Genomic DNA, 16952 nt, shown 5'->3' on the forward strand with positions numbered 1-16952 from the left:
GTCCTCGCTTGGCGTACGCTGCGCGCGGCACCGCGAACATCCGTGCGGCCCGGCGGCATGCGCCCCGGTTTGATACGACATGGTCACGCATTGATCTGCCCCGCCTGCACGATGCGCAGGTCCGGCGCCAGTTCCTGGTACGAGAGCACCGGCAGGTCGAAGAAATCGACCTCCATGAGCTTGCGCAGATGCCTGCGCACGTCCAGCGAACACAACAGCACCGGTCTGACGCCGGGCGCTTGCCGGCCCAGGTGCGCACGCACCTCGTTGCCGAGCCGACCGGCCAGTTCCGGAGAGATCGCAAGCTGGCTGGCACCACCCGCCACGCGGACCGATTGCCGCAGCTTGTCTTCCAGTTCGGGATGGATCAACAGTACATGCAGCGTGCGCTCGTCGTCTGAATAGCGGTCGGCGATTTCGCGTTTGAGCGCGACGCGCACGTATTCGGTCAACAGCACCACATCTTTTTCGCGACCCCCGACATCGGTGATCGCCTCGAAGGCATCGCGCAGGTTGCGGATCGGCACGCCTTCTTCCGACAGCCGCCGCAGCACATCGGCCACACGCTGCGGCGCGACCACACGCAGCATTTCCTTGACCAGATCGGGATAGTCGCGCTGCATGCGCGCGAACAGGTTCGATGTTTCCTGGATGCCCAGAAACCCCCCCATGCGCCGGCGGATCGCCGCATCGGCATGGTGGCCGAGCACGTCGATCGGCGCCTGGGCGCCGTCGGCCTGCGCCTGTGTCCACTCGCCGGCGACGATCGCCGGATAGAAACCGGGCTGTTTCGCCGCGCCGGCAGCGCTCGCCGGCTGCGGCTGCAGCCAGGCGTCGGTGCGCAGACGCCCGGTCGCGATCCGCGCGCCGAATGCGGTCAAGCGGTACTCGTCGTCGGCCAGAGTCGGCACGATGCGCATCGAGGGCACCGGCACCGGCACGCCGTATTCTTCGCGCAAGCGCTGCGCGGTCTCGGCGATGCGCACCTCGAGATTGTGCCCACCCAGTGCCTGCGCGAGCGCAGTCGAGACCTGCAGTTGCAGGGGCGCGGGCGGCGCGAGATCGTCACGCTCGGTTGCCTGCTGCGCTTCGGCGACGACCTCGTCCTCGCTGACCCGGAACGCGCGGCGCAACAGCTCGAACTGATGCCGATAGCGCCAGGCGCTCAAGGTCAGCAGGCCGACGCCCAGCACCAGGAAGACGCCCCACGGGAATCCAGGCACCAGCGTCATCAGCAAGGCCAGGATGCCGGTGATCAGCAGCACGCGCGGCTGTCCGGACACCTGGCGGGTGATCGCGTCGCCCAAGTGGCGATCGTCGATCTCGCCAGTGGTGCGGGTGACGACGAGGCCGGCGGCGATTGTGGCGAGAATCGCCGGGATCTGCGAGACCAGGCCGTCGCCGATCGTCAGGATGCTGTAGACATGCGTGGCCTCGGCCAGCGGCATGCCCTTCTGCAGTACACCGATGGCCAGGCCGCCGAGCAGGTTGATCAGGATGATGACGATGCCGGCGATCGCATCGCCCTTGACGAACTTCATCGCGCCATCGAGCGAGCCGTGCAGCTGGCTCTCGGTCTCGAGCAGGCGACGCTTGCGGCGCGCCTCGTCCTTGTCGATCAGGCCGGCGCGCAGATCGGAGTCGATCGACAGCTGCTTGCCGGGCATCGCGTCCAGCGTGAAGCGCGCCGCGACTTCGGCCACGCGCTCGGCGCCCTTGGCGATGACGATGAACTGCACGACGGTGATGATCAAGAACACCACCATGCCCACGACCAGATTGCCGCCGGCGACCAGCGTGCCGAATGTCTCGACGATGTGGCCGCCTTCGGCGTGCAGCAGGATCGACCGGGTGATCGCGATCGAGATCGCCAGCCGGAACAGGGTGGTCAGCAGCAGCACGCTGGGGAAGCTGGAGAACGCGACCGGCGTCGGGATGTAGATGCCCAGCAGCAACAGGCCGAAGCCGATCGAGATGTTCACCGCCACCAGCATGTCGATGATCACCAGCGGCAGCGGCAGGATCATCACGCTGATGATGGTGACCGCCGCGAACGCCAGGATGACGTCGCTGTAGCCGAACTTGCCGCGGGGCGCGGCGCCGGCCGGTGCGCCGGTCAGGGTGGCGAACAGGGCCTTCATGCCGCCACTCCCTGGCATTGGATCGCGGGCACGCGCCGCGACGCGGGCACCGCGCAATTCCGCACTCCGCGCAAGCTGGACTTCATTCGGCGCATCTGCCCCTGACCTCGTGCGTCACTTTTTGCCCTTGTACGATACCCTACCGATGTTAGGAAGTGGTCAACCGGATGTTGCAAGCGTGTCGCAAGGCCGGGCGCAAGCAATGTGAAGGTCGCGGCGGGCCCGGCGGACCGGGTGACGCCTGGCGTCACGCAGGCTTAACGATCGCCAGCGATATTGAAGCGCGCGTCCGTACGCGTTGTCGCCTCGTTGGCTGGTGCCAGGTCATCGGCGTCCAGATCGGTGACGAACGTCACGGATTGACCGCCGACACCGATGGCAAATGCCCGGCCGGCGCGCGACCGGACCACCACCAGCCGTTCCCGGGGGCCGACCGGCAGGATCTGCACCACCGTCAACGGCGTGTCCCCTCCCGACAATCCATAGCGGCGGCGCAGCAGCCGCAGCAGCAACAACAGGCCAGCGATGATGAAGACCAAAGGCAACACGATGGCCAGCATTTCGCCGACGAATGAATCGCTGGCCGGTGCCGCGGGCGCCGCTGGCGCAGCTGCCGCCCATCCCGGCAACCAAGCGACGGCCAGCAAGCCGGATGCCCGGCACAATGCAGAGAAACGGGACGGGCAGGCGGCACGGGTCATGGCATCTGGGCGAGTGCGCACCGGAGCGGTGCCGGCCTACGGTATCAGCGCCGTGCGGACTGCCGCCGCCGCATGACACGGGCAGCTGGCCCGGCGCGCGCCTCCCGCTCCCAATCGACCGGGCGCGGTGCGCAATCCGAAGCACTGGCCGCCGTGCTGGCGGCCGTACCGTTCGCCTGCGCCGCCTTCGACCGGCGCAGCGGCGCGCTGGTGGCCGCCAATCCGCGCTTCTCGGCCGACCTGGGCGCGCTGCCCGGCCACGGCCAGCGCGATGCGCTGCTCGCCAGCCTGTATGGCGACCTGACCGGCGAGGCGCGCGGCGAGGAAGTACGCGCGCCGCACAGCGGCCGCTGGTATGCGCTGCACTGGCGCGATCTCGACTGCGGCGACCAGGCACTGTCGTTATTGACTGCCGTCGACATCAGCGAACGCATCGAAACGCTGGATTCGCACAAGTCGCAGCAGGAAAAGCTGCTCTTCACCTCCAGGATGATGTCGGTCGGCGAGATGGCCGCCACGCTCGCACACGAACTCAACCAGCCGCTGGCGGCGATCGTGAATTACCTCAACGGCAGCCTGCGGCTGGTCGGCCAGGCCGGCGGCCCGGTCCAGGTCGAGCGCGCATTGCAGGCCGCGCGGACCCAGGCCGAGCATGCGAGCGCGGTGATCGCACGTGTGCGTGAGTTCGTCCGCGCTCGCGAGCCGCGCCGCGACGCCCAGGAGCTGCCGCTGATCGTCGATACCGTGCTCGAGCTGCTGCGGCTGGAGGCCGAGCGCCAGCAGTTGCGCGTGGAACTGGCGCTGCCGGCCTCGCTGCCGCCGGTCTACGCCGACCGGGTGATGATCGAGCAGGTGCTGCTGAACCTGGTCAAGAACGCGATCGAGGCCATGCGCGAGGTGCCCGCCGCGCAGCGCGGCCTGCGGATCGAGGCCCGGGTCAATCTGGACGACGAGATCGAGGTCCGGGTCTGCGACCGCGGTCCGGGCCTGAGCCCGGCACAGAGCGAGCAACTGTTCTCGCCGTTCTACACCACCAAGTCCGATGGCCTGGGCATTGGCCTGGCGATCTGCCGGTCGATCATCGAATACCACGAAGGGCGGCTATTCTTCGAGGCCAGGGATGGCGGCGGCAGCGTGTTCGGTTTCACGCTGCCCACGCCCGACAGGAGGATCTAGCGATGCCCGGCACGCCTTGCGTCTATCTGGTCGACGACAACGATGGCTTCCGCGACTCCACGGCCTGGCTGCTGGAGACGGCGAACTTCGAGGTGCGGGCATTCGCCTCCGCTGCCGCCTTTCTGACCGTGTTCGACAGTACCCGCCACGGCGACGACGAGTGCCTGGTGTCGGACATCCGCATGCCCGAGATGAGCGGCCTGCAGTTGCAGGACGAACTGCTGCGGCGCGGTTCCTCGCTGCCGCTGATCTTCGTGACCGCGCACGGCGACGTGCCGCTGGCGGTCGAGGCGATGCGCAAGGGCGCATCGAACTTCCTCGAAAAGCCCTTCAGCGACGAGGCGCTGGTCGAGGCGATCGGTCATGCGCTGCGCCGCGAACGCCGCCAGGCGGGGGCACCCCAGGGCGAGGCCCTGGCGAAACTGAGCCCGCGCGAGCGCCAGGTGCTCGACCTGGTGGTGGCCAGCAAGCCGAACAAGATCATCGCCGACATCCTGGGCATCAGCATCAAGACCGTGGAACTGCATCGCGCGAACATGATGAGCAAACTGGGCGTACGCTCGTTGCCCGAACTGATGAAGGTGGCGCTTGGACATGGCTGACTCGGGCGCATCGGCGCGCTCCCGCAACGCGACCTCGCTGCGCGAGCGCATTCCCCAGCTGACCACGGCCCAGGCGCAGGCACTGCGCGCGCTGCACCGCCGGCGCCGGCAGTGGCCGTCGACCGCCGGCACGCTGGTCCTGCGCGAAGGCCGCCCGGGTGATCCGGCGAGCGTGTTCGAGCTCGATGCCGACGGCAGCCGGGTGGGCCTGCGCCTGAGCACAATGCCTGCGGCCGACGACGACGATGCGCTGCGCTGGCAGGACCACCAGGGGCGCGCACGCGTGCTCGCCTGGAGCCTGGCGCACGAAACCGCGCTGGTGCGTCTGAGCGAGGCGCTGGGCACCTCATTGCTGCCGCTGCCCGACCCGCCGCCGGCACCGGCCGTCGATGTGGTCTGGGTCGACTTCGAACTGCGCGCCGACGATGGTGCGTCGCTGACCGGGAGCCTGCGCGCGAGCATCGACTGGCTCACGGCCGCGCTCGGCCGCGACGCGGCGATCGATGCCGCAGCCGCCGATACCGGCCACTGGCGCCAGCTGCCGGCCGTCGTGTCGCTGGCGCTGGCTGGCCCGCCACTGACCGCCGCCGATCTGCGCGACCTGCGTCCTGGCGACGTGGTGATCGTCGGGTCGACCCGCCAGCCGACGCTGCATGCCGATGCGGTCGGCATGCGCTGGCCGATCCGGCACGGCGCCGAAGGCTGGCGGATCGATGGCCCCCCGAGCCCCCAACCCCGATTCCAGGAGAGTGCCCCGATGAGTGACACCGACGCCCCCGACGCCCCCGACACGCCCGCCGCCGAGGCGCCCGCGCCCGTCGAGGACCCGGCCAGCCGCCTGCCGGTGGAGGTGGCGTTCGAACTGGGCAAGGTCGAGCTGCGGCTGGGGGACGTCGCCGGCCTGCAGCCGGGCTACGTGTTCGCCCTGCCCGCGCACCTGGAAGGCGCGAACGTGACGATCCGCGCCAACGGCCGTATCGCCGGCCAAGGGGAACTGGTCGCGGTCGGCGACACGCTCGGCGTGCGCCTGCTGTCCTGGAGCTGAGGCATGGACTTCAGCACGTTCTCGCCCGCCCTCGTCCTGGTGACGGTGGTCAGCCTGGCGCTGGCGCCGTTCGTGGCGGTGATGGTGACCTCCTTCACCAAGATCGTGGTGGTGCTGAGCCTGCTGCGCAACGCGCTCGGGCTGCAGCAGGTGCCGCCGAACGTGGTCATCAACGGCCTGGCGATCGTGCTGTCGATCTATGTGATGTACCCGGTGATCCTCGACGTCAACGCCGCCGTCGAGGCGCGGCTCGAAGGCCGTCCGCCACCGGTCTCGGTGCAGCGCCAGATCGAGGCGCGCGCCCAGCAGCAGGCCATACGCGAGGGTCGCGCGATCGAGGTCCGGCCCGCGGCAACGACCGCCCCGCCGCAGGCTGAAGCAACGGCGACCAGCCCGGCCGCGGCCGACGGCCTGGCCGCCGAAGCCCAGGCCCGCGGCGAGACCGGCCCGGCGCCCGATCCGATGTTCAGCGCCGTGCGTGGCGGCTCGAGCAACGACCCGCCCGAGGCGCGCGAGCCGGCATTGCCGGCATTGGCCGAAGAGATCACCCAGCCGGCCACGCCGAGCGCGGCACCGGCGGCGAGCGGTGCGTTCGACACCAACCGGCTGCTGACGATGATCGACGCCGGCAAGGAGCCGCTGCGCACGTTCCTGATCCAGCATTCGAGCGATGCCGAGCGCGCGTTCTTCCTGCGTAGCGTGCAGCGCATGCTGCCGGCCGAGCGCCGCGGCGACCTGACCCCGGACGACTTCATCGTCGTCGTGCCGGCCTTCACCGTCAGCGAACTCACCGCCGCGTTCCAGATCGGCTTCCTGATCTTCCTGCCGTTTTTGATCATCGACCTGGTGGTGGCCAACATCCTGCTCGCGCTGGGCATGATGATGCTCTCGCCCACGACCGTGTCGCTGCCGTTCAAGCTGCTGCTGTTCGTGCTGATCGACGGCTGGGCCAAGCTCGTGCACGGCCTCGTGCTCACTTACGGAACGACCTGATGGGCGACGTCCTGGAGTTCACCAAGGAAGCACTGTGGCTGGTGCTGCTGCTGTCGGGACCGCCGGTCGCGGCCGCGGCGCTGATCGGCCTGGTGGTCGCGTTCCTGCAGGCGGCCACGCAGCTGCAGGAGCAGACGTTCCCCTACGCGCTGAAGTTTCTGACCGTGGTCATCATGCTGTTCGTGACCGGATCGCTGATCGGCGGCACGCTGTACGTGTTCGCCGACCGCATTTTCCTCGACTTCCCCGGCCTCGTCCGGCGCTGATGTTCGACTTTGCGCAGAACCCGCTGCTGGCGCTCGCGCTGACGCTGCCGCGCGTGGCCGGGGCGTTTTTGATGCTGCCGCTGCTGACCACCGAAACGGTGCCGGCGATGGTGCGCAACAGCTTCATGGTCAGCCTGGCGATCGTGGCGATCCCGATCGCGCTGGCCGGTGCGCCGCCGATCGAGGCCGCGGGCACCGCGCACTGGTCGGCGATCGTGCTCAAGGAAACCTTCATCGGCATCTCGATCGGCTTCTGCTACGGCATCGTGTTCTGGGCGATCAGTTCGGCCGGCACGATCATCGACACCCAGGTGGGCATGTCGATGGCGCAGATCTTCGATCCGATCCAGGGCCACCAGACCTCGCTGCACGGCGAGTTCCTGTCGCAGCTCTCGTCGTGGCTGTTCATGGCCAGCGGCGCATTCCTGGTGTTCCTCGACCTGCTGATGACCAGCTACACCGTGTGGCCGGTCATGAGTTTCTTTCCCGACATCCGGCTCAGCGGCATGGCCTTGTTCGTCGGGCAGTTCAGTTACCTGATGACGGCGATGCTGCTGCTCGCCGCCCCGGCGATGGTGATCCTGCTGGTCATCGACCTGTCGTTCGGCCTGGTCAACCGCTATGCGCCGCAGCTCAACGTGTTCGCGCTGACGATGCCGATCAAGGCCTGGCTGGCGACGGCGATCATCCTGCTGATGCTTGGCGTGTTCGTCGAGATCGTGATGCGCCGACTGGTCGACAACAGCGGCCTGGTGAACGCCTTGAAGAGCGCGTTCGGGGGATAGACGGGGCGAACCGGCGACGGATGCCCACTAGCGCATCGGATCGCGCGGATCCTCGAATCGCTCGGCGACCGAGGGATCGTCTGCCAGCGGCGGCGCCGGTGCGGATGCGTCGACAAGGCCGATCTCCTCGCGCATGTCCTCGGGCGGCACGAACTCCGGCGGCTCGGGGCGCGACTCGCCCGAGCGCATGCCCTCGGCCCAGTACAGCACCTGGGCGACCGCCTCGAAGAACTCGTTGCCGATGTAGTCGTCGATCTCCACGCGCGCATTGAGGCCGCGTGCCAGCGGCACGTTCTGCAGGATCGGCACCCCCGACTCCTCGGCCACCCGCCGGATCTCCTCGGCCATGTGGCCCTCGCCCTTGGCCACGACCAGCGGCAGGTCGTCGGTGCCCTGCTCGTATTGCAGGGCGACGGCGATATGGGTGGGATTGGTCACGACGACGCTCGATCCGCGGACGGCATTGAGCATGTTCTGCTGCGACCACTCCTGGTGCAACTGCTTGCGCCGCTGTTTGACGTAGGGGTCGCCTTCGTTCTCCTTGACCTCCTGCTTGATGTCGCGCCGGCTCATGCGCAGCTTCTTGATGTAGGAGTACTTCTGGTACGAGGCATCGAGCGCGGAGACGAAGAAGAACACGAAGATCGTCCAGATGCCGATCCACTTGAGCGCGTGCCAGATCGCGCTGCCGATCGCGGCCGGCTGCGCGAACGGCAGGTGCAGCAGGTTGGGGATCATGCCCCACAGCACGAAGCCGCCGATGGCGATCAGCGCCGCGCTCTTGAACAGCGACTTGACCAGCTCGACGAGATTGTCCATCGAGAACATCTTCTTGATGCCGCTGACCGGGTTCATCTTGGCCAGGTCCGGCGTGACCTTCTTCATCGAGGCCACCGGCCCGACCTGCAGGAACTCCACCAGCAGGCCCAGCAGCACCGCCATCAGCAGCAGCGGCAGGGTCATCGACACGAAGGCCTGCGCGGCCAGCGGCACGACGGTGCGCAGCGCGATGTCGAACGGCTGGTTCATGACCTCCAGCGCCTGCTCGAACAGGCCGCGCACGCGCCGGAACATGAAGCCCATCAACAGCCAACCGCCGACCAGCCAGCCCATCACCAGCACGGTGCTGGTCAGTTCCCGGCTCTTGCTGACATTGCCTTCCTTGCGGGCGTCCTTGAGCTTCTTGCTGGTCGGTTTTTCGGTTTTGTCGGCGCCTTCGTTCTGCTCTGCCATGCGGGCCTGCACCGGCGCATCACGGGGGTCTGAGGCTAGCATGCAGCGCGCAGTGCGCGGGCCAGGCGCAAACGGGGCGCCGGCCATCGTGCATTCATGTTGAAGCCGCCGGCCGTCGGCCATCGGGCACCCCCCTAGGGCCAGCCCGAGATAGCCCGCATGTGGCACCGGCGTTACAGTCGCGCCATCGTCGCCATGAGCGGCCTCCACGGACCCGAGCGGACACGGTATGAGCGGTATCTCCTCCAACACCGGCTTCACCGCCGCCAGCCTCGAACGGCTGGGCAGCCAGGTCGCGTTCGACGACCTGCGCCAGCCCGATGGCAGCGGCCTGGTCGGTCTGGTCGAGGCCGACAGCGCGCTCGCAGCCCGCGGTCCGCAGGCCGATCCGGGCGAGGACATGCTCAATGCCGTCGCCTGGAACGACGTCCCGGCCGGATCGCGGCTGTTCGCCGGCGATCGCGCGCTCGAAGGCCGTCTTGCCGGCATGGACCTGGCCGCCGCCGCCGACCACGGGACCGACGCGATCCTCGACGCGCTCGGCTAGGGCAGCGCGCGCACGACGCGCTAGAGTGCCGTCGTCCTTGCTGGCTGCAATCCGATGAACGCCGTGCCCTCCGCGCAATCCCTGCGTACTGCCGCCGACCGCCTGGTCTCGGCGCTCGCCACGCATCCCGATCCCGAGTACCGGCTGACCGTGCTCAAGCGCCTGGCACGGCGCCTGGGCGAGGACCGCTATCCGCTGTTCCTGCGCCTGCTGGAGGTGGTTGCCGAAAGCGACGACAGCCACGCGCAGCGCCTGGTTGCCGACACTTTCGGAACGGCTCTGCGCCGCATGGACCTGCCGGGCGGCGCGCTGAGTTCGTGGGGCGCGACCCGCCTGCCCGATGCCAGCGGCCCGGTCGCGGCCAGCGCGTTCTCCGGACAGTTCTTCGGCGGCACCCCGCGCCGCCTGCTCGGGCCGGTGGAGTACCTGACGGTCTGGCACCTGCAGCGGACCCAACGCACCGCGCTGTCGGCGCAGACTTTCCGCAAGAGCCTGGCCGGGATGATCGCGCTGCTCAACCGCAGCGAGGATGCGCGCACGCTGTATCCGCAGAAGCTCGCCGCCGATGCCCAGAACGAACTGGAAGGCGCCTACACCCGCGCCACGCGCGAGCGGCTGGCCGCGATCGCCGCGGCCTGGCGCGCCGGACGCACGCCCGACGAGATCGCCCAGGCCGCGCTCGATGCCGCGGCGGCCGACACCCCACGCGGCTGGGTCACGCACGATCTGTGAGCGCGGTCAGGACGTCTGACTTGTCGTGAGCGACCCGGCCATTGCAGGATGGCCGGCCTGAGGGGGCCGAGGAGAATCGCCGGATGCATGCGCACGCGCCGACCCGCCGCCGGCCCCGCCGGCGCCCGCATCGTGGGTGCACGGCCCTGTTGCCGCTGCTGCTGTGGCTGGGCGGCTGCGACCGGCCCGCGCCCGACACCGCACCAGCGCCGACCGGCGGCGAGACACCGGTCGAGGCGGTCACGCGCCTGACCGGACACCTGCGCGACGGGGATCTGGCCGCGTTCGCCCGCGATGCGCTGCCGGCCGATCTGGCGCCGGCGCTCGAGCAGGCCTGGCGCGAGGACCGCACCCGGTGGCCGCTGTCGGAGTTGCCGCTGTCGGGCCAGATTCCCGCAGCGCTGGCCGCGCTGCACGCGCCGGACGCCGAGCGTGCGCTGCTGGCGACCTTCGATCGGCAGTTCGCCGGCGCCGAAGGCGAGCTGCGCTCGACGGCGCGGGCTTTGGCTGTGTTCGCGACCCAGTACCTGACCCAGTCGCCGGGATTCAGCGACGACGAACGCCGGCATTACACGCAACTGGTCGCAGCCACCGGTGAGTGGGCGGCCCAGGCGCCGCTGGCCGACCGCGCCCTCGCCCAGCAGACCGTCGAAGCGCTCACCACTGCGGTGCGGCGCACTGCGCTCGACAGCGACGCCGCGCTCGGCCGGGCCGGCATGGCGGCCGGGCTGCGCCGCCTGTCGCCGGTGTTCGAGGCCGGCAAGCAGCAATTGCGCGCCTACGGCCTGGATCTGGATGCGAGCTTCGACAGCGTCGAGCCGACGCTGGCCTCGCAGACCGGCGACCAGGCGCGGGTGCGGCTGCGCTACCTGCTCCATGGCCGTTCGATCGATGCCGAGATCGGCGTCGAGCGTGTGGACGGACGCTGGTACGTGGCCGACTTCCTGCGCCACGCCCGCGCCGCGGCCGCCCCCCCGCCGGCCCCCTGACGTCCGCCGCACGGGGCCGCTTGGGCATAATGCCGCCGATGCCCGACCAACCGACCTTCCCCTTTCCCGACGACCCGCGCGCCCGGCGCGACGGCGACGACACCGACCGGACGCCTGCGGCCCAGCCGCCGGATGCCGCGCCTGCGCCGGCCGACGCACACGCGCGCGCCGCGCACGCGGCCGCCCAGGCGACCGCTGCGGACCCGGCGCAGGCTGCCGATGCGATCCCGGCCTCGGACGCGCGTACGCCCCTCGTGGCGCGCCATCCGGCCGCGCCGCGCCGGACCGCGCGCCGGCCGTGGTGGGCCGGCCTGCTCGACCGGCTCCTGCGCCCCTGGATCGGGCTGAAGGTCGAACCGCAGGCCCCCGAGACGCTGGTCGACCATCGTCCGGTCTGCTACGTGCTCGAGGACTACGGCCTGTCGAACGCGTTGATCCTCGAACGCGCCTGCCGCGACGCCGGCCTGCCGTCGCCGCTGCAGCCGCTGCCCGGCGACCCGCTGGGGCGCAAGCGCGCCTATGTCGCGCTGTCGCGGCGCAACGCCGGCAGTGCACTGGCGCTGGCGGCCGGCAAGCCGCCGTCCAAGTCGACACATTCCGAATCGCTGTCGCGCCTGCTCGAGGCGCACCGACTCGATCCCACCCTCGATGTGCAGGTGGTGCCCGTCTCGATCTTCGTCGGTCGCTCGCCCGACAAGGCCAACGGCTGGTTCTCGGTGCTGTTCTCGGAGAACTGGACGATCGTCGGCCGCTTCCGGCGCCTGCTGTCGATCCTGCTCAATGGCCGCGACACGCTGGTGCGCTTCGCCGAGCCGGTCGCGGTGCGGCCGCTGCTCGACGAGGACCTGGGCGCCGAACGTACGGTGCGCAAGCTCTCGCGCGTGCTGCGCACGCATTTCAACCGCATGCGCGAGGCCATCATCGGCCCCGACCTGTCGACTCGTCGGCTGCTGGTCGACAAGGTCCTGGCGTCGCCGTCGGTCAAGGACGCGATCGCCGACCAGGCGCGGCGCGACAACAGCCGGCCGGAGGACGCGTGGAAGAAAGCCCACGCCTACGCCTACGAAATCGCTGCCGACTACTCGCATCCGCTGGTGCGCTCGGCCAGCTTCCTGCTGACCACGGTGTGGAACCGGATCTTCCGCGGCGTGCTGGTCCACCACCTGGACCGCTTCAAGGAGGCCGCGCCCGGGCACGAGATCGTCTACGTGCCCAGCCACCGCAGCCACATGGACTACCTGCTGCTGTCGTACCTGCTCTACGGCCGCGGCATCGTGCCGCCGCACATCTTCGCCGGCGTCAATCTCAACCTGCCGGTGATCGGCACACTGCTGCGCAAGGGCGGCGCGTTCTTCGCCCGGCGCAGCTTCCGCGGCAATGCGCTGTATTCGGCGGTGTTCTCCGAGTACATGGCGCAGTTGGTCGGCGGCGGCTACTCGATCGAGTATTTCATCGAGGGCGGCCGCTCGCGGACCGGCCGGCTGCTGCCGCCCAAGGGCGGCGCGCTGGCGATGACCCTGCGCGCCTACCTGCGCGAGCCGCGCAAGCCGGTGCTGTTCCAGCCGGTGTACATCGGCTACGAAAAGCTGATGGAGGGCAGCAGCTATCTCGACGAGCTGTCGGGCAAGGCCAAGAAGAAGGAATCGATCTGGCGGCTGCTGTGGGGCATCCCGCAGGTGCTGCGCAGCAACTACGGCCAAGTGGTGGTGAACTTCGGCGAGCCGATCCACCTCAACGCGGTGCTGGCCGAACTGGCACCCGACTGGGACGGCCGCGCCGTGCCCGAGGACGCCAAGCCGACGTGGCTGGCCAACACCATCGACGTGCTGGCCCAGCGCATCCACGTCAACATCAACCGCGCAGCCGACGTCAATCCGATCAACCTGCTCTCGCTCGCGCTGCTGTCCACGCCCAAGCACGCGATGGGCGAGGCCGACCTGCTGGCGCAGATCGCGTTGTCCAAGCAGTTGCTCGCCGACGTGCCGTACTCCGACCGCGTCACGCTGACCCCGCACACGCCGGCGGAGATCGTCGCCCACGGCGAAGAGATCGGCGTGCTCGAACGCGTCGCCCACCCGCTGGGCGATGTCCTGCGGGTCGGCGACGACGAGCAGGCGGTGCTGCTGACCTACTTCCGCAACAACGTGCTGCATCTGTACACCGCCTCAGCGTGGATCGCCTGCTGCTTCCTGCACAACCGCCGCATGAGCCGGCACACGCTGCTGCGGCTGGGCCGCACGATGTATCCGTTCCTGCAGGCCGAACTGTTCCTGCCCTGGACCGAGGACGCCTTCGCCGACCGCATCGCGCGCACGCTGGCCACCTTCGTGCGCGAGGGGCTGCTCGAACCGCTCGCCGACGACCATGACGGCGATCCGGTCTACGGCCGCAATGCCGGACAGAGCGACGAGGTCTTCCGGCTGCGTGCGCTCAGCCACCCGCTGCAGCAGGCCTTCGAGCGCTACTACATCGCGATCTCGGTGCTGGCCAAGAACGGCCCGGGCACGCTTGGCGCCGGCGAACTCGAGGGCCTGTGCCAGCTGGCCGCGCAGCGCCTGTCGCTGCTGTATGCACCGGCTGCGCCGGAGTTTTTCGACAAGTCGCTGTTCCGCGGCTTCATCCAGAAGCTGCGCGAACTGGGTCTGGTCCGGCTCGACGGCAACAGCAAGCTGGTGTTCGACGAGCGGCTGACCGCCCTGGCCAAGGATGCGAAAGTGATCCTCGGCCGCGAGCTGCGGCATTCGATCGAGAAGGTCAGTCCGGAAGCAGTGCGCGCCGAGCCGGCATCGAACGAGGCGGCCAACACGGCCGATTAACGCACCTGCGCCGATGCCCGGTCGACGGGCGCGGCGTCGCTGCCGATGGCGGCACGCAGGGCGTCGATCTTGGCATCGGCGTCGGCAATCAATGCCGGCTTGTCCAGCTTGACCGCGATCGCGCGGGTGCGCTGCGCGGCGTCCAGCGCCTCGGTGTGGCGCTGCCGCTCGGTCAGCCAGCGCGTCTGCATCAATAGCGCACTGTGCGCGATGCCATCGGCGAACATCGTCCCGGTCTGGGCCGCATCGCGCTCCAGCACGTTCAACGCGTCGAGGGTTTCAGCGTCGTTCTCGCCATAACGGACGAGAAATCCGCACTCGGCCAACCGGACCATCATCGCGTCCTGGCTGTCGGTCCCGAACTGACGTGCGGCGTCGCGCTTGCCCAGCGCCAGTTGCTGCGCCGCCTCATCCTTGCGACCGGTGGTCGCGAGCAGCATCGCGTAGCCCCCCCGATGATGCGCCGAGACTTCGCCGTGCGCCGCGACACTGCTCGCGATCGCCGCCCCGAGCGTGTCGCGCGCACGGATCAGGTCCGGATCATCGGCAGCGTTTCCGGCCCGTGCCCACAGATTGCTCGCCCTCAGAAAACGCGCCTCGAGCGTGAACTCCTGATCCGGGCCGTAGTGCCGCTCGTAAATGCGCAGTGCCCGTCCGGTCCGTTCGAACGCTCGGTCCATGTCGCGCGCGTAGGCAGCCAGATGCGCCTGGGCCATGTAGGCGCGCGCGACCGCCGGATGCTCGGCGCCGAGCGCTTCGGACAGAATGCGCTCGGCGAGAGCCGCGGTCTCGCCCGCGCCGGCCAGATCGGCGTTGAGGATCTGGATGAAGGCCAGCTCGGCCAGGGCCATTCCGGTCTGCGGATGCCGCTCGCCCAGGCTCGCGCGACGCCGCGCGATCAACTGGTTCGCCAGTGCGAGCGCGCGTTGCTCGCGCCCGGGCTTGCGCGACGCCCGCACGGTACGGATCAACGATTCGCGGGCATCGTCGGCCAGGATCGGCGCCGCGTCGTCGGTCAAGGCGATCGCGCGCAGCAGATCGGCCTCCGACTCCTCCATGCGCATGCGCCAGCGCAGCCAGATCCCGCGCTGGGTCAGCAGTTGCGCGGTGATGTTGTCGGCGACCGCCGCGGGCAGCGAACGCGCCTCGGCGATCGCCGTGTCCAGCGTTGCAAAGGCGTCCTGCGAACGGCCTTGTCCCGATTCGGCCACCGCGCGCTGCGCGAGGAGCCGCAAGTGGGCGAGCCGGTGCTGCTCGGTCAGCCGGACGGGCAACCGCGCCAGGCCTGCGGCGACCGTCGCCTCGGCATCGGCATGTCGGGCCTGCAGACTCTGGAGTTGCGCCAACGTGGCCAGGTTGAAAGCCGCGGCCAGGGGATCGCGCGGATCGATCACCTCTCCGGCCTCGCGCGCCAGCGCCTCGGCCCGCGCATAGTCGCCGGCGACGGCCCAACTGCGCGCGAGCACCGACAGGCCCCTGGCTCGCATGCCGTCCGCATCGGAGCCGACGGCCTGCCGGCGGAGGCCCTGCTCGAGCGAAACCAGCAGCGCCGACCGGGTCGGCGGCAGGTCGCCCAACTCCGAGATCGCGGCCATGCCCAGCATGGATTCGAAGAAACGGTCGGCCTGACTGGCGATCACCGCCTCCCGGCTGCCCTGCCACACATGCCCACCAAGCAGACCGAGAAGCGCGACCGCCGTCGCCGCGCCTGCGAGCACCAGCGCTCTGCGCGCGCGGGACCTCGGTGCCGGCCGGCCGCGCCGCGACCAGGCCGTGAGCGCGTCGGTCAAGGCCTCGACACTCGCAAAGCGGCGCTCGGGATCGACGGCGACGGCCTGCAATACGATCGCGTCCAGCGGGCCGCGCAACTGTCGCGCCAGCGCGGATGCCGACCCGGCGCCACGCACGCGGACAGCAGAGGTATCGAGTGCAGCCACCAGCGAAGACGGCGCACGCGGCTGCGCCGACGCCAGAGGCGCAGCGCAGGGGCCGTCGCCGCACAGCAGCCGGCACAGCAGCACGCCCAGCGCGTAGACGTCCACGCGCATGTCCCGCGCCCCGCTCGCCAGCGCCTCGGGGGCGGTGTAACCGCTCGTCATCGCCAGCCGCTGCGCCGGCGCGAGCGCGTCGGAGGACATCAGCATCGAGAGGCCGAAATCCAGCAGCCGCGGGCGGCCCTGGGGGGTCACGAGCAGGTTGGACGGCTTGATGTCCTGATGCACGACGCCGCGCGCGTGGGCGTAGGCGACCTGGCCGCAGGCCTCGACGAACAACGCGACGCGATCGCGGATCGACAGCGCCCGCGCGTCGCACCACTGGTCGATTGCGACGCCGTCGATCAGTTGCATGGCGTACCAGGGTCGTCCGGCATCGTCGACGCCGCCGTCGAGCAACGGCACGATATCGGGATGCGTGAGCTCGGCGAGGACATTGCGTTCGGCGAGGAAGGCCTCGACCAGGCGCGGAGAAACGAGGTCGTCGCGGATGCATTTGAGCGCGGCGACCTGCCGCAGCTGTGCGTCCCAGCGGCGGGCCCGGTAGACCGTGCCCATGCCGCCGCGTCCCAGAACGCCGGTGATCTCCCAGGCGCCGATCCGGGTCCCCAGATGCGGATCGGTGTCGGGATGTGCCGCCTGCGTCTCCAGCAGTCCCGAAATCGCCGGGAACGGGGCGCGTGCGATCGAGCGCCCCCGATGATCGGCCGCGAGCAGTGCCGACAGCGCCGCGTGCAACGCAGGATCGGACTGGGCCAGACGGGCCAGCTTCCGCGCTCGCCACCAGCCCGGCAGGCGCACGTAGGCATCGAACAGCTCCAGCGCCCGTCGCTGGACCGCAGGCTCGGAAGACAACGGCGTGTCGATGGCAACTCTCCTGCGTGCGCACCGGATCGGTGGGGATGCACTAGCATGCATCGACCGCGATCGGC

At 69.7% G+C, this 16952-nt stretch carries 14 protein-coding genes; 10 read left to right on the top strand and 4 right to left on the bottom strand.

Annotated features, from left to right (window positions below):
• Window positions 1-83 precede the first annotated feature (83 nt).
• Window positions 84-2141: a type III secretion system export apparatus subunit SctV gene (gene sctV / locus ABE505_RS02475; RefSeq protein WP_346441832.1), complete on the bottom strand. Its 2058-nt coding sequence runs from the start codon at window positions 2139-2141 to the stop codon at window positions 84-86.
• A gap of 257 nt (window positions 2142-2398) precedes the next feature.
• The gene (locus ABE505_RS02480) at window positions 2399-2842 is read right to left on the bottom strand and encodes a flagellar biosynthetic protein FliO (RefSeq protein WP_346441833.1); all 444 of its coding nucleotides are present in this window, start codon (window positions 2840-2842) and stop codon (window positions 2399-2401) included.
• 72 nt (window positions 2843-2914) lie between these two features.
• On the opposite strand from ABE505_RS02480, the gene ABE505_RS02485 reads away from it, so the two are divergent.
• Genes ABE505_RS02485 through sctT form a run of 6 tightly spaced genes read left to right on the top strand, consistent with a single transcriptional unit; the run spans window position 2915 to window position 7709 of the window.
• Window positions 2915-4018 carry an ATP-binding protein gene (locus ABE505_RS02485; RefSeq protein ID WP_346441834.1) on the top strand — a complete coding sequence of 368 codons (1104 nt, stop codon included), beginning with the start codon at window positions 2915-2917 and terminating at the stop codon, window positions 4016-4018.
• A 2-nt stretch (window positions 4019-4020) separates the two neighbouring features.
• Complete coding sequence (locus tag ABE505_RS02490; protein ID WP_183425283.1) at window positions 4021-4620, top strand: response regulator; 600 nt, start codon at window positions 4021-4023, stop codon at window positions 4618-4620.
• Complete coding sequence (gene sctQ, locus ABE505_RS02495) at window positions 4613-5665, top strand: type III secretion system cytoplasmic ring protein SctQ (protein ID WP_346441835.1); 1053 nt, start codon at window positions 4613-4615, stop codon at window positions 5663-5665. The genes ABE505_RS02490 and sctQ overlap by 8 nt, the downstream gene beginning before the upstream one ends.
• Before the next feature lie 3 nt (window positions 5666-5668).
• Window positions 5669-6658, top strand: coding sequence for an EscR/YscR/HrcR family type III secretion system export apparatus protein (locus tag ABE505_RS02500; RefSeq protein WP_346441836.1), 990 nt, complete (start codon window positions 5669-5671; stop codon window positions 6656-6658).
• Window positions 6658-6924, top strand: a complete 267-nt coding sequence (gene sctS, locus ABE505_RS02505; protein ID WP_047136761.1) for a type III secretion system export apparatus subunit SctS — start codon at window positions 6658-6660, stop codon at window positions 6922-6924. Before ABE505_RS02500 ends, sctS begins: the two co-directional genes overlap by 1 nt.
• Window positions 6924-7709 (top strand): type III secretion system export apparatus subunit SctT, encoded by a 786-nt coding sequence (gene sctT, locus ABE505_RS02510; protein WP_346441837.1) that lies wholly within the window; start codon window positions 6924-6926, stop codon window positions 7707-7709. Before sctS ends, sctT begins: the two co-directional genes overlap by 1 nt.
• A 27-nt stretch (window positions 7710-7736) precedes the next feature.
• On the opposite strand, the gene sctU is transcribed toward sctT, so the two are convergent.
• Complete coding sequence (gene sctU, locus ABE505_RS02515; RefSeq protein WP_346441838.1) at window positions 7737-8942, bottom strand: type III secretion system export apparatus subunit SctU; 1206 nt, start codon at window positions 8940-8942, stop codon at window positions 7737-7739.
• 229 nt (window positions 8943-9171) lie between these two features.
• Here sctU and ABE505_RS02520 point away from each other — a divergent pair, with 229 nt between their 5' ends.
• The 4 genes from ABE505_RS02520 to plsB all read left to right on the top strand — a co-directional run bounded on the left by ABE505_RS02520 (window position 9172) and on the right by plsB (window position 14026).
• Entirely contained in the window at window positions 9172-9489 is a 318-nt protein-coding gene (locus ABE505_RS02520; RefSeq protein ID WP_346441839.1) for a hypothetical protein, read from the top strand.
• 54 nt (window positions 9490-9543) lie between these two features.
• Window positions 9544-10221, top strand: a complete 678-nt coding sequence (locus tag ABE505_RS02525) for a hypothetical protein (protein ID WP_346441840.1) — start codon at window positions 9544-9546, stop codon at window positions 10219-10221.
• Between the two features lie 83 nt (window positions 10222-10304).
• A complete protein-coding gene (locus ABE505_RS02530; RefSeq protein WP_346441841.1) occupies window positions 10305-11210 on the top strand; it encodes a hypothetical protein in 906 nt (301 codons plus the stop codon).
• Between the two features lie 29 nt (window positions 11211-11239).
• Window positions 11240-14026 carry a glycerol-3-phosphate 1-O-acyltransferase PlsB gene (gene plsB / locus ABE505_RS02535; protein ID WP_346441842.1) on the top strand — a complete coding sequence of 929 codons (2787 nt, stop codon included), beginning with the start codon at window positions 11240-11242 and terminating at the stop codon, window positions 14024-14026.
• On the opposite strand, the gene ABE505_RS02540 is transcribed toward plsB, so the two are convergent.
• Window positions 14023-16875: a protein kinase gene (locus tag ABE505_RS02540; protein ID WP_346441843.1), complete on the bottom strand. Its 2853-nt coding sequence runs from the start codon at window positions 16873-16875 to the stop codon at window positions 14023-14025. The genes plsB and ABE505_RS02540 overlap by 4 nt on opposite strands.
• Window positions 16876-16952 lie beyond the last annotated feature (77 nt).

It is taken from the genome of Luteimonas sp. TWI382 (assembly GCF_039674545.1).
Classification (GTDB): Bacteria; Pseudomonadota; Gammaproteobacteria; order Xanthomonadales; family Xanthomonadaceae; genus Luteimonas.

Coding starts and splice junctions, on each gene's coding strand:
- sctV (WP_346441832.1), bottom strand. CDS start 2,141: ATGAAGGCCCTGTTCGCCACCCTGACCGGCGCACCGGCCGGCGCCGCG.
- ABE505_RS02480 (WP_346441833.1), bottom strand. CDS start 2,842: ATGACCCGTGCCGCCTGCCCGTCCCGTTTCTCTGCATTGTGCCGGGCA.
- ABE505_RS02485 (WP_346441834.1), top strand. CDS start 2,915: ATGACACGGGCAGCTGGCCCGGCGCGCGCCTCCCGCTCCCAATCGACC.
- ABE505_RS02490 (WP_183425283.1), top strand. CDS start 4,021: ATGCCCGGCACGCCTTGCGTCTATCTGGTCGACGACAACGATGGCTTC.
- sctQ (WP_346441835.1), top strand. CDS start 4,613: ATGGCTGACTCGGGCGCATCGGCGCGCTCCCGCAACGCGACCTCGCTG.
- ABE505_RS02500 (WP_346441836.1), top strand. CDS start 5,669: ATGGACTTCAGCACGTTCTCGCCCGCCCTCGTCCTGGTGACGGTGGTC.
- sctS (WP_047136761.1), top strand. CDS start 6,658: ATGGGCGACGTCCTGGAGTTCACCAAGGAAGCACTGTGGCTGGTGCTG.
- sctT (WP_346441837.1), top strand. CDS start 6,924: ATGTTCGACTTTGCGCAGAACCCGCTGCTGGCGCTCGCGCTGACGCTG.
- sctU (WP_346441838.1), bottom strand. CDS start 8,942: ATGGCAGAGCAGAACGAAGGCGCCGACAAAACCGAAAAACCGACCAGC.
- ABE505_RS02520 (WP_346441839.1), top strand. CDS start 9,172: ATGAGCGGTATCTCCTCCAACACCGGCTTCACCGCCGCCAGCCTCGAA.
- ABE505_RS02525 (WP_346441840.1), top strand. CDS start 9,544: ATGAACGCCGTGCCCTCCGCGCAATCCCTGCGTACTGCCGCCGACCGC.
- ABE505_RS02530 (WP_346441841.1), top strand. CDS start 10,305: ATGCATGCGCACGCGCCGACCCGCCGCCGGCCCCGCCGGCGCCCGCAT.
- plsB (WP_346441842.1), top strand. CDS start 11,240: ATGCCGCCGATGCCCGACCAACCGACCTTCCCCTTTCCCGACGACCCG.